The following is a 16,237-nucleotide window of genomic DNA, read 5'->3' as shown; positions in this document are numbered from 1 at the left end:
CGCTCGCCCGGTCAGGCGTATCGCCACCGGCACACACCACAACCGGAACAGGGCACTCAAGCAAGACTGCCAATTCCAACTCGGCTGGCCAATCCCCTGACGTGTCCCAATCATCCGCCAGAACGACTACAATCGCGCGTATGGTTTCGTCCACGCCCGATTTTTCAAGCGCCTGGGCGAACAAATCAGCTTGTTGAGGCCCCCAGATGCCCGAAAGGGTCAGAACATGAACGCCCTCTGTAGTCGCATCTGAAAGGACTTCGCCAGCCATAGCTTCCTTTTCGGAAGTGGCCGCAAGGGGTGCGAGAACGACTTTTCCGGATCGGGCGACGGCGGAACCGCGCGAGACCGCAACTTCGGCAGCCGGCTCCGCCAAGGTTATCTTTGGTTTGGGAACCGCCGCCAGGACAGGCTCGCCGCGCTTTGCAGACGGCGCCGACCGGGTTGCAGAATCGTCACCGGGCGTATTGCGGTCCGCCGCTGCTCGCTTGCCAGCCACCCAGTAGCTCTTGTCGGCAAACGGATAGGTTGGCAGCGGCACCCGAAGCCGTGGACGCTGGAAAACTGATCCGGTGTCAATGGAAGCGCCTGCCAGGAATTTCCGTCCAAGGGCCCTCAAGTTGGCGCCCCTTGTGTTGCCGACCGCTTCCGTCAGCCTTGCAGGCAACTGCGGCCCGCCATTGACGGTGACAGGGAACTCTCCGGATTCCACTCCGCTGTCCGCGCGCCCCCGCAGCCATGTTCTCAAGGCCTGGCAGACGTCGTCCAGGCCACTTGCGACAAGTGTCAGCCGGTGCGCCATTGACCGTCTGCCAACCATCAACGTGAATGACACATCTTCGGCGAGGAGCTCATGAGGCTTTTCAAGATGGATGACCAGGATTTCAGCCTGTGCCTTCAGTTGATCTTGGGTACGGGCAGAAAGCACAAAAAGCAGATCACCGGCGGGTTCCGGTTCTTCCTTCCTGTCCGGCGCGTCCTCAATGACCGCGTGGGCATTGGTGCCGCTGAAACCAAACGAACTGATCGCCGCCCTGCGTTTCTTGCCCCCACCCTTTGGCCACGCCACCGGTTGCGTATTGACCGCAAATTGGCTGGAAGGGAAATCGATGGCCGGGTTACCTGTGCCGAAATGGATGCTCGGGGGAATAGTTTGCTCGCGCAAGCTCAAGAGCACCTTGGCAAGGCCTGCAATTCCCGCCGCAGTGGTCGCATGCCCAATGTTCGACTTCACCGCTCCAAGATAGACTTTACGCCGATTGTTTTTGCCAAATGCCCGGGTGAGAGCTGCATGCTCTATCGGGTCTCCCAGAACGGTTCCCGTGCCATGAGCCTCGACATAGTCGATGGTGCCCGGATCAATGGCATTTTCCTCGTAGACCTGACGGATCAAACGCTCCTGAGACGATGCGCTCGGCGCAGTGATGCCATTGGTGGTGCCATCCTGATTGGTTCCTGACGCGGCCACCACACCGAGGATCGTATCGCCATCTTTCAGCGCATCCTTGAGTGGCCGCAGGAGAACAGCTCCGACGGCTTCTCCCGGAACGATACCGTCGGCGCTGGCACCGAAGGCGGCGCAGCGGCCGGTCGATGACAACATCCGTGCCGCATTCGCATAGCGGAAAAAGCGCGGTGAACACTGAACGAAAACGCCGCCTGCCAGCGCCAGGTCGCATTCCCCGTTTCGAAGGCTCTGACAAGCCAAATGCAGTGCAACGAGGGAACTTGAGCAAGCTGTATCAATGGCGACTGCCGGTCCTTTCAGATCAAGCCAATAGGAAATACGCGCCGGGATAAGCGACGTCGTGTTCCCCCAGAACGCCTGGCCCGGCGGCTGCTCATCAAAAAGTTCCTGATAATCCCCATGCGCACAGCCCACGAACACGCCACAGCGACGACCGATCATATCCTCGCCTGCATGTCCAGCGCTCTCCAGCGTCTTCCATGCCTCTTCCAGGAAGAGCCGTTGCTGTGGATCCATATAGGTCGCTTCAACGCCGGAAATTCCGAAGAACACCGGATCAAAGCCATCGATACGATCGAGGAAGCTGCCATGCCGGCCATAGTTCCCCGCTTCGGCATCCCGGTGAAACGGCGACAGATCGAAGCGCCTCACCGGCTCAACCAGGTCTTCAGCTGCAATCAGATGGTCCCAAAGATCGTCCATCGTCGGTGATTTTGCGAACCGGCCGCTTGCTCCAACGATCGCTATCGACTCATCGGTCTCCCTCGGTGCAGCGGCCGTGATCTCGGGATCCGCTGACGGTTGCGCGGCAGAGGCGGCAAGTGTGTCGCGGGATTCGAAGGCTGCCTTTTCACTTTGTTCTGAAATCCCGGGATAGCCGCTGAGCAAATGCGCCAGCAATCTGGAAGCATTTGTAAAATCGAAGAGAACGGTCTGATCGATCTCAATTCCAAATGTCGTGCGCAAACGGTGAACGAACTCGGCACCCAATATCGAGTCCAGACCGTAATCGGCAAAACTGCGCTCAATTTCAATGGCCGCAGGCACGATGTTGAGCGTTTCACCCAACGCCGCCAACAGGCAGTCGCGAACGGTCACATCCGTTTCGCCATACGCTTCGGAAGGGAGTGCAAGGCCAGAAACCTCAAGCGGCCTTTGATCTGCTTTGGCAACGATAATCTGTTGCCCCAACTCCTGTTCCTGGGCAGAAGAACAACAGACCCACTCAAAGCTGTTTGCCTCAAGCGCCTCTCGCCAACCTTCGGAAGTCAGCGAGGGCGACCCCGGGATACGCCGGTCTCCATCGACAAAACGCCACCAGCCATCCAGCAAACCAAAAGTCACATGCGTGAAGACGGTGGGTCTGCTGGTTTCGTTTAAGAGCAGGAGACCGCCCGGCCTTAACGTTTCACGCACCCTTGCAATCGTGCTGGAAATATCCGCTGTTGCATGTAGAGCGTTCGCGGCAATCACAATGTCATAGCACCCGGATTCGATACCCTGTTCCGAGAGCGGTTTTTCAATGTTCAGCAGCATCGGACGCAAACCGGCAACCCGGTCGGCATAATTCCGTTCGGCGTGAATCAAAAATGCCCGTGACACGTCCGAATATCCATATTCGGCAATCCTGTCCCGATGGGGGGCCAAAGCTGCAAACACGGGTTCGCTCGTACCACCCGTCCCTGCTCCGATTTCCAGAATTCGGAATTTGCGCCCTGGAGTCTTGTCTGCCGCCACAATTTTTCCGACGGTTTCCGCGACCGTTTGACTGAAGCGCGCAGCCACCTGGTTCTCCTTGTAGACCGCTTCTACAAGAGACTGACGCCCATCTGGGAATAGAACGTCGGTGGCTTTTTTTATACCGGTCAGGATGTCCGGCAACGACCGCAGGGCCGTTTCTGCCAATTCAAATTGTGCCCGCGACTTGCCTGCCTGCCTGGCCTTTTCCCAAGCGGTCCACGCTTGAGGTTCATCGCATTCGCCAGGCCCGTTTGATATCAGGGATCGCGCCGCGCCAAGCCATTTCTTGAACGGCAGCGTCACCTCGTCGTCTCGAACTTCGTTCAGAACCGCCGCCAAAACGCGGGAGGCCGCAGCTTCCAGATGCTGTTGGTGTTGAAGCAGCCCAACGTCGCCTCGCTTTTCCTCAACGCTCTGACGAATGTCCGCGACTTCGATTGGGGCGGTGTGGGGCACCGCGTTGTCCAGTCCAGTTACACTTCCGGGGAGCCAGTATCTGTTTTTTGCAAAAGGATAGGTTGGCAAAGAAACGATGAGCCCGGAACGATGCCCTTGCAAGTGTTCCCAATCCACATTCACGCCTTCGACCCAAAGGCGGGCAACTGTTTCCAGATGGCCGGTTTCCCAGGCTCTTTCGACAACATCCCCGATTACCTGATCAGCTGCCAGCGCACCAAGCGCGCCTTTCCTCGAATTCTGAATACTCTGCGCGTGCGGGACGCACGGCTCTTCATCTTTCAGCCAGGCATCAAGCGCGTTCCGCAGCTCATCCGCACTAGCCGTCACAAGGGCAAGCCTGCAGTCCATCGCTTCACGGCCGATCTGCAGCGTATAGGCGATATCGGCAAGGTTGGGAGCAGTCCGGGGAAATCCCTGGTCAACAGAATTCGACGCAATTAGCTCAAGCAGACCATTGATCGAGCGGGACATATCCAAATCCGCAGGCGTTGGGCGGCGCCCAAAGGTCTTTTCGCACCAGTTTTGCAAAGCAGGAATATGTGATGTTTCCAGTCCAAGAGCATCGAAATCTTCCTCGGGGTCAATCTGTGCCGGATCAATTGCCAGGATACGGCCGAGTTCAGCCTGAACTTCTTCAGGTGACACGCTTTCACTAAAAGACTTCCGGTTCGGCAAAGGAGAATTCTTCAAAAATCCGAGCAGCCGCTTCACATACTCTTTCAGCCTGTCGGGGTCTTGTGCTGACATCAAAATCAGTTGCGGTGTTTCAGCGACATCCCCACTCGAAGAAGGGCCATTCTGGTCTACCCATTCTTCCAAAATCACATGAGCATTCGCGCCGCCGGCACCAAAGGAAGATACCCCGGCCCTTCTCGGTGACCGGGACGACCAAGTTGCTGCCTCCCTTTGAATTACAAATGGTGTTTCCTCCAGGGCGATATTCGGGTTGATCCGCTCCGCATGCAGACTGGGAACGAGCACCCGGTTCTTCATTTGCAGAACCACCTTGGTCAAGCCGGCGATCCCAGCAGCAGCTTCCAGGTGACCTATCGAGGATTTCACCGATCCCAGTGCACACGAACCGGCATGTTCCGTTACAATGCCAAATGCCTGAGTCAATCCATCGATTTCAATTGGATCGCCAAGTTCCGTGCCGGTCCCGTGCGCCTCGATGTAACTGATGTCGCCCGCCTTGAGCCCGGATCGGTCAAGGGCGGCGTCTATCACATCCCGCTGCGCGTCTGGGTTGGGAACAGTGTATCCGTTTGTGCGGCCGCCATGGTTTACGGCACTGCCCCGAACGACCGCGTGAATCCTGTCCCCATCTGCTATGGCCCGGGACAACGGTTTCAACAGAACGCATCCGGCTCCCTCACCGGGAACAAACCCGTCGCCGCCTGCGCCAAAACTCCGGCACCGGCCTGTCGGGCTCAACATTCGAGCCGCGCTTAGCTCAGCATAATTCGATGGATGCAGATAAAGATTGACGCCACCGGCCAGTGCCAGGGCGCAACTCCCGCTTCTCAGTTGCCCGCAAGCCTCATGGATTGCAGAGAGCGAAGACGAGCACATCGTGTCGACAGGCAGACTTGGGCCGGAGAGATCCAGGATGTGCGATACCCGGTTGGCGAAGCTGGCAAAGGATGTCGATGGCCGCACCATCGCCCCGTGCTCGGACCGGAATGGCCCAAAAAGCGCGAACCCGGTCTTGGTCACGCCTGCAAAAACACCAACGCGTGCACCACCGTGCTCTGTACCGGCTATTTCCTTCAATCGATCTCTCGTATAGCCGCCATCTTCGATAGCCTGCCAGGCGGTCATCAGAAACAGCCGTTCCTGCGGATCCATGCCTGCGGCCTCCCGCGGAGACAGACCGAAGAACATCGGGTCGAAATCGGCGAAACCGTCCAGAAACGCACCCCACTTGCAGTAGCTTTTGCCCTGCGCCACGGCCTTGTCGGGATCGGGGTCGAAGACCTCCTCCAACGCCCAGCGGTCATCGGGGACAGCACCGACTGCGTCATGGCCGGCAAGCAAGTTGTCCCAGAATTCTTCCAGATTGGCTGCATCGGGATAGGTTCCGCTCATGCCGATGATGGCAATCGGTTCATCATCGGCGAGGCTTGACGACGATATCCCGGAGGTGGGCACAACGCGGGCGCGTCGGCTTAAAGGCTGTTCAGACCCGGCCGTTTCCCCCGTCCATACTCCACATGCTACGGGTTGGGTTTCAACGAGGAACGTACTGACCTCATGCAGCGTCCGGTAGCGGAAGAACAGGGTTTTGGGCAGTTTTTCAAAGACGTCATCCAACCGGCTGTTGAGCCTGGTAATCATCAGCGAGTCGATGCCGTAGTCTTCCAAGGGCGTTTGCGGATTGATCGCGCTTGCCGCAAGACCGCTGATCTCGGCGAACAAAGCGCCGAGTTTCCGGACCACTTTGTCTTTAAACTGACCTGAAGCGTTCGCGAGACCTGCATCATCGTGTACAGGCGCTGACCTATCCGGCGCCGTCGCTCTTTCTCCGGCGGCAAAAAACGCCCGAATTCGTGCCTCGTTTCCACCAACCACGGCTACTTGGGCGGCGTCAGACACAATGGCTTTTTCCAGCGCGGCCAAACCGGCTTGTGTCTCCAGGGGTCGCTGCCCCATCCGGCGGTAAAGAGCGTCTTTCACCGTGTCATCAGCAGACATGCCGCCATCCGCCCAAAGGGGCCAGTCGACAGCAGTGATCCTGTTTCCGGATCGTGTTGCGAGAACGTCCAGAAAGCCGTTTGCTGCAGCGTAACAAGCTTGCCCGGCATTTCCGAACGGCCCGGCAAGCGATGAAAACAATACGAACGCGTCGAGTGATGTATCTGAACAAGCGTCCGCAAGCGCCAGCGCACCCTGCACCTTCGAAGACATGACACTTTTCAAGTGCCTGCTGGACTTTGTGGCAATGTATCCGTCGTGCAAAACCCCGGCACAATGGAAGACCCCGTTTAGTTTTCCGTGCACCTCAATGATATGGGCAGCAAGATCACGGACAGCCTTCGGGTCACAGACATCAACCTGACGGTAGGCCGCGACAGCACCCTTTTCGCGCAACCCGGACAAGACTTTTTTCCGGTCTGCATCAATCGGACTGCTGCCAGTCAGAACAATTACGGCGTTCTTGACGGTCACGGCAATATGTCCGGCCAATAACCGCCCCAGACCACCCATCCCTCCCGTGATCAGATAAACACCCCCGGTGCGCCACGGGGTTTCGACGGTTCGCTCTGCCAGCTCCTGCCAACACCAAACCTGACGTTGTCCTTCAACGTAGCGCATGCGCACGCTGTGCAAATCGCCAGCAGCCTCCTTCAGCCAGACCAGGGTCTGCTCGGACGAACCGGCAAGCGGGACCTCAACGACCTGACCGCGAATACGAGGGTCTTCTTCGTGAGCCGTTTGCAGCATGCCGGTCAGCCCGCTGAAAAGAGCATTTTCTCCCTCAAGTGGAACGGCAAGTTGGACAAGAACATCTTCCTTGCCACCGGAGGCCATTTCCTGCCGCAGGATTTCCAGAAGCTGTTCGGCCGCATCGGTATATCTGTCGAAGATAGTCCCGCCGGCAAGAAGCAGGTTGTGGCTGGTTACGGCCCGGTCGGCCGGAACATGGACCCCGCAACCGACGACGACATGGCGGCCCGAGAAAGGAGTGGAGGCTGTCGCCTCTGCTGTTGTCCACTTCGCCGAAAAGAGCATCTTCTCGCGATTGCTTTCAGCACGCCTTGCAGCGGGCAGCCAATAGCGGGTCTCGTCGAACCTGTGCGCTACCAACGGGGACCGTGTCAGGCGCTGCTCAGTATCGACGCTTTCCAGCACAACATGTGCGTTCGCACCACCGAACCCGAAACTGCTTACCCCGGCCCGTCTTGGGTGGCGATCATTGCCTCGTTTCCAGGGTTCCCGCCGGGTCAAAATCCTGAATGGACTGCCCTCCAGATCGATGTGCGGACTGCGTGGTTCGCTGTGTAATGTGGGTGGGAGTTCGTTCCGGCGCATGGCCATCAGCACCTTGATGACACCGGCGATACCGGCTGCGGCCTCCAGGTGACCGATCGCCGATTTCACGGTTCCAAGGCCAATCCAGGGATTGGCAATTGGCTCAGCGCCCAGCAATTCGGAATAGGCGCGGCGCAAACCGTTGATTTCAACGGGATCTCCCAGTTCGGTCCCTGTGCCATGCACCTCAATGTGGCTGACGGACTTCGGATCAATATCTTGCATTGCCTCGATGATCAGCCGCGCCTGTGCTTTGGCGTTCGGAGCTGTCAAAGCTCCCGACCGGCCACCATGGTTTTCAGCGCCCCCGGCGATCACACCGTGGATGCGATCACCGTCGCGTTCTGCGTCGGTCAACCTTTTCAGCAAAAGGGCTGCCACACCCTCGCCTCTCGCATAGCCGTCTGCTGCCTGTCCAAAGGTGTGGCAACGGCCGGCTGGTGACAGCATTCCTGCCTGATACGGACCTTCAAAGCCGTCCAGCGCCAGACACAAATTGACGCCACCGACAATGGCAGCCGAACATTTGCCACTTAACAGAGTGTCTCGAGCCCGCAACATTGCAACGAGTGAGCTGGAACATGCCGTATCAATCGCCTGGCTCGGTCCGTGAATATCGAACTGATGCGAAAGACGGTTTGCAGCCATCGCGAGGGAATTGCCAGTGGCAACATAGCCATCGGACGGGAGGTCCTCCGAACGCCACAGTTCGGCATAATCCAGCGAGGTTATGCCGATGAAAACACCGGTATCGCGCGGCAGGTCCTGCGGCTTGTATCCGGCGTCTTCCAGAGTACGCCAGGAGGTTTCCAACAAGAGTCTCTGCTGAGGATCAAGCCGTTCGGCTTCGACCGGCGAGACATTGAAGAAAGCCCCATCGAAGCGGTCAATATCCTTCAAAAACCCGCCATGCTTTGCAAAACCCGCTTTTGCAAACCTGTCGGCATAGACTTGGGAATATCGGCCAAGGGGCAGATCGCCCGTTAAATCGTGTCCCTCCAGCAGATGATCGAAGAACGTTTCAACATCTGGGCTCTGCGGAAACCGGCCAGCCATGCCAATAATTGCGATCCGGTTCTCCGGTGCTGGCTCCTCAGGTGTACCCGACCAACGCGAAAACCGGGCGCTTCTTTCACGCATGCCCCCGTCTTCCAGACCATCAGAAGACGCCACGCGCAGAGTGTCTGCAACCTCAGGCATTTCCGGAGGTTTCAGATCATGCCGGCCGATCAGATGGTACGTAAGCGCTTCTACATGTTCACATTCGAAGAAAACCGCCGGTGAAACCTCGATGCCGTAGGCCTGGCTGATGTCGTTTGCGAAACGCGCGAGGGAAATGGAATCGAAACCCAGGTCATGGAAGGTCTCGCGCGCTCCAATATCGGCGGCTGAAAACTTCAGGATTGCGGCGGCCTTTTCCCGTAAATCCCGTTGAAGCGTATCTGCGTGAGTTTCCGAAGGTCCCGCGTCAACGTCAACATATGTTTGACCTGCCGCAACCTGCTTTCGCGCGCCCAGGCGGATATCGGAGATGATCCCGACGACTGATCCGTCCGCGTTCAGAAAGTGAATATTTGGGAGGCCTGTGCGCCCGAGGCGGCAAAGTATGTATGCTATTTCACCAGCTGCTAGAGAGACATGTCCAAGGCCTCGCAGTAGTGATCCAGCTTCAGCGGGAACCACAATGCGGAGCAACTCAAAAGCGGCGGCAAGCGCTGGAGCTGGACAGCAAATGTTTTTCTTGAAGAAATCCTGTTGCAGCGGCTCGTCCTTCAGGCGGCACAAGGCCCCGCCACCGGATAGTTCCCAAAGACCCTCCACACTCTCCAGATAGGGCGCAAAAGAGAGGCGCTGCTCTTTCAAGCGACCATAGAAATCTTTGACGTCGAGAAGGCGGGTGGAAGCATTTTTCAAGGCCTCCAGGTCGAACCTGCTGTCACCTGTCGTGCCTCCACGCGCAGCGCTCGCTTCGGCCCACTTGAGGCGGTTGCCATCCACCGTCGCCACGGTGATCTCGATAATGCAGCCGTCCGCTGATTGAGGCCTGACCTCAATCTGGAGTTCCTCTACTTCCGGCCACACCGGAGTGAACAGGAATTCGAGATTTGACAGTGTCGGCTCTTCGGCAACGCCAGAGATTTTTGCCACCGAGCAGGCGATCTCCGCGGCGGCGATTGGCAGGACCGTCTCCCGGCCCGCGTCGAGATAAACATAGTCCCGCAATTCTTTGAGGTGAAGCACTGTGCGGTAGCGCAATCCGGTCACATCCGACTGGTTTTCGCCAATAAAAGGGTGCAGTTTGAAGCGTGACCCGAGCGGATTGACGACCGACGGAGCATCGGCGTCCTGCTGATACCAGCACCGGACCTTTTCGAACGGATAGGCAGGCAGGGACATTCGGCGCACGTCTCTGCCGAGATTGAAGAGGTCCCAATCCATGGGTGCGCCATGGCACCAGGCTTTTGCGACCGTCTGCAAATGCCGCTCCGCGCAAGCTGTAGCCACATCCTCAAGATCGTCGGGCGGATCGGTTTCAAGAATATTCGGGACATACATCATGCCCGATACGGGCGTATCCGATGTCAGAAAACTCTCAATGAAGGTGCGCGCATCCGAAATGCTTGTGGCGGCCACTGCCATCCGGCAGGAAAGTTCGTTTTTGCCGGTCTGCAGCGTATAGGCCACATCGGAAAGGCGGCAATCCGGCGTGCGTTCCAGAAAGGCGGCAAAGCGCTTCAAAACTTCTTTCAGTCTCTCCGGTGCCAGCGCAGAGAACACCAGAAGGTCAGGTTCACCCAGGTCTGCCGCGCGGACCGCCGCGCGGTGTTCTTCCAAAACAATATGGGAGTTCATCCCCCCGGCACCGATGGAGGTAACACCCGCCCGGCGCGGCAGTTCGACGCCGTTTTCATCAATCAGCCGGCGCCAGGGGGTCAATGCACGCTGGACAAAAAACGGGGAAGTCTGAAAGGGAATGTCCGGGTTCAGCGTCTCGGCGTGAAGCGAAGGCGCAAGCTGACCATGTCTGAACTGGGCCAGCACTTTGACCAGGCCGGCAAGTCCGGATGCGCCAAGAAGGTGAGCCACATTGCTCTTGACCGTTCCGATGGGGCAGGTTTGCACCGCATCGGTGTGTTTGCGGAACACATGCGTCAGGGCCTTTACCTCAATCGGATCCCCGAGAGCGGTTCCCGACCCGTGCCCTTCGATATAGCCGATCGTCTGCGGTCCGATACCGGCGTCCTCAAGTGCCCGCTCTATTGCTACCGCCTGCTGGTTGGGATTGGGTACGGTGAAACCGTTGCGGACACCTGCATTGCTTATGCCTGTGCCGGTGACGACGCCATAGACATGATCTCCATCGCGTTCGGCATCTGCAAGCGGCTTCAGAACCAGCGCACCGACGCCTTCGCCAAGGATCGTACCCTCCGCGCCGAGACCGTAGCCCCGAATGACATCGGCGGACTTGGTAGTGAAGTGCTCCTGCGACGTCGCGATCAGCTTTTGCGGATGAAGAAGCAGGCTGACGCCACCAGCCAGCGCCATTTTACACCGCCCTGCCCGCAGCATGTGAACGGCTTCATGGACACAGGTGGACGAGGCCGAGCACATTGTGTCCAGGAAATAAGAGGGACCGGTGAAACCGTAAAAATAGGACACCATATTTGGAACGGTCCCGGTGTAGCTGCCACTGGCGAGGGAGCCACGCATCAGCATGTTCTGAAAACCGTAGAGGTCGTATTCATTGGTCATCGAACCAACGATCACGGCAACGTCGCCATCATAGCGCCTGGCCATGGTTTCGCGCGAATAACCGGCATCTTCGAAGGCTTCGACGCTGGCCTGAAGGAAGAGCCGAACCTCTGGCGACATCAACTCCGCCTCCGCCTTTGAGATGCGGAAGTAACGCGGATCAAACTTGTCGATATCCTTGAGAAACGCACCGGTCTTGACGACGGTCTTGCCCAGAACATCCCGCTCTGCGTGATGAAGGGCGCCATTGTTCCAACGGTCCTTTGGAACCGGTTCAAACCCGTCGATGCCTTCCGAAAGCAATTTCCAGAAAGCGTCCTGATCGTCGGCTTTCGAAACATGCAGCGACAGGCCGACAATGGCAATGTCATGGCTGCCGGCCCGGGCGGGTTGCGGCCCGGCAGGATCGGTTTTGACCGGGATCGGCTGCGAACCAATCTGGTCACCGACACTGCTCCGTGCGGCAGCGGATTGTCTCGCCGGTGTCTCCTCTCCAAGAGCCTGTTGAAGCGCCGCGGCATGTTCTTCGATGAGATGGCTTGCAACGCCATCCACGTCTACAAATTCAAAGAAGAGCGTTTTCGACAAAGGGCCGATCGCCTCTTCCAAACGACTGGTGCTTTCAACAATCGCAATCGAATCCAGACCGTATTCTTCCAGCTTGCGGTTGGCTTTGATCCGGGAAACATCCATTTCCAGAACATCAGCGAGAATTCCGCGCACGAACTCGATGGTTTTTCGTTTGAGGGCCTTCGTGTCGGTAACTGGTTCTGTAATTGTCGGCGCGCGCGCATTCTTGGCTATGCTTGCGTCAACATCCTCCGGTGTCTGGCCATACTCGGCCAGAACATCGTCGATCCGCTCCAGATCGCCGTGTAGAACGGTGCAACGTGGTGTGCCCTGCCCCGAGAGGATCGTTTCAAGCGCTTTTAGCCCGGCTTCGCGAGGCAATGGCGTCAGGCCAAGGCGTTTTTTCACAGCGCCCAGCGTTGCCTTGTCGACGGACATGCCACCATCGGCCCAAAGGGGCCAGGCGATTGCGACCACCTTGCCTTTCCGCCCGCCTGCCAGAACATCATTTGCGCGACGTTCTGCAAAGGCATCCAGAAAGGCATTCGCTGCACCATAGGCGGCTTGACCGGCATTTCCGAAAACCGACGCAATGGAGGAGCACAAGACAAAGAAGTCCAGGTCGATGTCTTTTGTGACCTTGTCTATGTTGACGGTCCCGGTGACCTTGGGTGCAAAGACGTCCTCAGCCGCCTTCGAATCCTGAAGCCGGATAAACCCGTCATTCAGGACACCGGCCGATTGAATGATCCCTTTCAAAGGACCTATTTCCCGGTCAGCGCGTATGGAGATACGTTCCACATCCGACAAATCGGAAATGTCACAAGGCCAGTAATGTACTTGTGCGCCTTTCTTGCGAAGACCTGACATCCACAGTTCTGCATCACCGGGCGGCGTGTCGCTGCGACCGGTCAGGAGCAGCTTCCGCGCTCCCCTGGAAAACAGCCAGTCGGCAAAAATGCGCCCCAAACCACCCAATCCGCCCGTGATCCAGTAAACGCCTTTCGAATTGGCGTGAAAGGGTTCAGATTCTCCAAGGACGGCGTTTGATACCGGAAGCCAGGCGCTTCGGTTCCCGCTCGCGTCGTACCGTATTTCAGCCAATTCGTCGCTAGCGGCGTGTTCTGCTCCCGCAATGGCGCGCAACCGGCCAATGGAGATGTCTCCAGCTATTGAAACAAGACGTCCCCGGACCCTGGGGCTTTCGATCATCGCGGTTTTCAAAAGACCAACGAGCGGCGCAGTTACAACCGCCGGAACGTCTTCCGCCGCCAGCACGAGAATGTCGACAAGTTTTTCGGCTCGATTCTCAAGGCACTGCCGAACAGCCGAAAAGCCTGCGGCATAAAGGACTTGAACTGCTTCCGCATCTTCAAGTCCCCCCACATCCGGCAGTCTCTCAACGCTCCAACCCGTCGCATTGACAAGCTCGGCTGCAACGACCTCATCAATCCCGATCAAGAGGAGCCGAAGCCGCCGGTCACCGACATCGCTAGCGCGGACTTCTAGCGGAAGACTTTGCCATCCACCGTCAGTCACGATCAGCGGCAGGTCCTCATCTGCGCCGGAAACCGGCTCCAGCAGATGGTCGTGATCGATGACCCGCAACACCAGACCCTTGAATTTGACTTTGCGCGCGCCACTGCGATCCAGCAAATCGATATCCAGTTGCCGAACCGGTGCGTCCTGCGCGCCATCTCGCATCCGGACATGCGCCCACATCACCATCTCGCAGGCACCATGGACTTCAATCTGCTGACATGAAAACGGGACACCGGCTCCCGTTGGCGGCGCGTTTCCGGAAGCAACCCACGCCTGTATTGCAGCATCCAGCAATACCGGGTGCAGCGGCATCGCCTCGAGAGAAGCCATCAGACGACGGGGCAACTTTATCTGGGCGAGAACTTCCTGACCACTTCGGTTTACCCTGGACAACGCCCGGAATGCAGGCCCGTGATCAACGCCGCTCTGGCGAAGCCAGTCGTAACAGACGTCCGTCTCAACAGGATCCGCAATGCGGCGTATCAATTCTTCGAGGTCCTCGACCTCCTGATCTGCAAAGTCACGAATGCAAAGGGTGCCAGTTACATTGGCCTCGTTCTTTGCGCTCCCCGGTGCGGCTATCTGAAAATTGATTTTCTCCTGATCTTGCCGTTCCAGACGTGTTTCAATGGTTAGTGTCTGCCTGTTCTCAAGTTGGACTGGACGGCGCCAAATCACATCTTGAATTAGACACCCCCCGGAATTCAACACGCCAGCCAGATCCGAAGCCCCTCTGGCCATTTCGAGAGCCGCGACGCCGGGCAGAATCTGCTTGCCGCCGACATGATGGTCCTCAAGAACAAATTCACTGCCTGTCAAACAGGTTTCATAGCTGCATCTGTCAAAGCCGGATGTGTTGGTGTGCAGCAGCGGATGAAGCGGTCCCTGTTGGCTCTTCGCTCCCAGGGACAGATCCATCCAGTGCCGCTTTCTGTCGAAGGGATAACCTGGCGCGTGCGTTCGCCGCCCTTTGCCGATCCTCCTCGCCGACGCCCAATCAACAGATTGGCCTTGCAACCACTCGTTCGCAAGGCGCCTGATTTTGGATGATTTTGCGGAAGTCTTGCCGGAACTGTCTTTCGGCAGGACAATTTGCCCGTCAGCACCCAAGACCAGAAACTCCCGCAAGGCACAGGCAAGTTCAGTTAAATCCGAAACAAGAAAGACACAGCGGACATCCATTGGTTCGCGGGCCATCTGATAGGTGCGCGCGATGTCGGCGAGCGTAACGGTGTCTGGATTGATCTCTTCAACAAACCCTAGCAGCCGTGCCGCGTATTCTGCCAAACGCTCGGTACTTGTTGCAGACAAGGGAACAGCGGCGATCGATCTTCGCATCTGCCTGACGCTTTGACCCGGGGCCTCTTCCAGCAAGACATGCCCGTTGCTGCCGCCAAATCCGAACGAACTGACACACGCCCTGCGTGGACGGTCTCCACCTTCCGGCCACTCGGTTTGCTCCTTTTGAATCCGGAAGGAGGATCCGCCAAGATCAATCAGGCGGTTTTCCTCCCTGAAACCGGAATTTGCCGGTAACCGACCATGTTTGAGCGCGGCCAGCACCTTGACGACACCGGCCACTCCGGCAGCTCCCTCCAAATGACCGATGTTTGTCTTGACGGATCCTATGCCGCATGCCCCAGCCGTCAGGCTCACCTTGTTTTCGGCAGCCAACTCGGAAAACGCTGCTTTCAGCCCGGCAATTTCAATCGGGTCACCAAGTGGCGTGCCTGGGCCGTGAGCTTCGACAAAATCGACGGTATCAGGTGAAACACCCGCCTCGCGATGAACCTGCTTGATCAGCTCTGCTTGCGCGTCCGGACTGGTGACGGTCAGCGAGTTTGTCCGACCGCCATGGTTTATTCCAACGCCCTTGATGACGCCATGAATTGGATCTGCATCTGCAAGCGCATGTGACAAGGGTTTGAGCAGCAGAACGGCACCGCCTTCCCCGCGCACATAGCCATTCGCAGCATCATCAAACGCCTTGCTCTTGCCGTCTTTGGACAACATGCCCGCTTTGGAAAAGGCCACGAAATGATTGGGTGACCAAATCAAATTGACCCCGCCGGCGAGAGCAAGATCACATGTTCCGTCCTGGAGCGCCCGAACGGCCTCATATATGGATGTCATGGAGGCTGCGCACGCCGTATCGTTGGTGATGCTGGGGCCATGAAAATCAAAAAAATGAGAAACCCGGTTGGATATGATCGAAAATGCAATGCCTGTCGGTAGATAGGCATCGACAACCGTCAGGTGTTTTTCCAGAAGTTCCGCGTAGTCCCAGTGGCACACGCCCATGAACACGCCCGTACGGCTGCCTGCCAGGTCAGATGCCCGGTATCCGCCGTCTTCGATGGCCTGCCACGACATTTCCAAGGCAAAACGCTGCTGCGGATCCATCCACGCCGCTTCACGAGGCGAAATTCCGAAAAATTCCGCATCGAAACAATCCGCGTCTTCGACAAAACCACCCCAGATGCTATTGGTCTTGTTGCCCTTTGCCGGATTTCCATAGACCGCCTTTGCATCCCAGCGTTCCGCAGGCACTTCCGTGATCAAAGAGCGCTCAGCAGCCAAATGCTCCCAGAAGCCGTCCAAGGTCTCAGCACCGGGCAAACGCAAACCCAGCCCAATGATCGCGACCGGTTCTTTCTGACTGTTTCCCCCCAT

Annotated in this window: 1 protein-coding gene (cut by a window edge); it reads right to left on the bottom strand. The window is 57.6% G+C overall.

Features of this window, described 5'->3' with window-relative positions; genetic code table 11:
* Positions 1–16,237, bottom strand: the 5' portion of a protein-coding gene (locus LA5095_RS32295) for an SDR family NAD(P)-dependent oxidoreductase (RefSeq protein WP_055112030.1). It extends 4,442 nt beyond the left edge of the window; 16,237 of the gene's 20,679 nt are visible here — the first part of the coding sequence; the start codon lies at positions 16,235–16,237; its stop codon lies beyond the left edge, outside the window.

It is taken from the genome of Roseibium album (assembly GCF_001404515.1).
In the GTDB taxonomy this organism is placed as follows: Bacteria; Pseudomonadota; Alphaproteobacteria; order Rhizobiales; family Stappiaceae; genus Roseibium; species Roseibium album.
The sequence above is the reverse complement of the archived record's forward strand: the minus strand, read 5'-3'. Positions and strand labels throughout refer to the sequence as shown.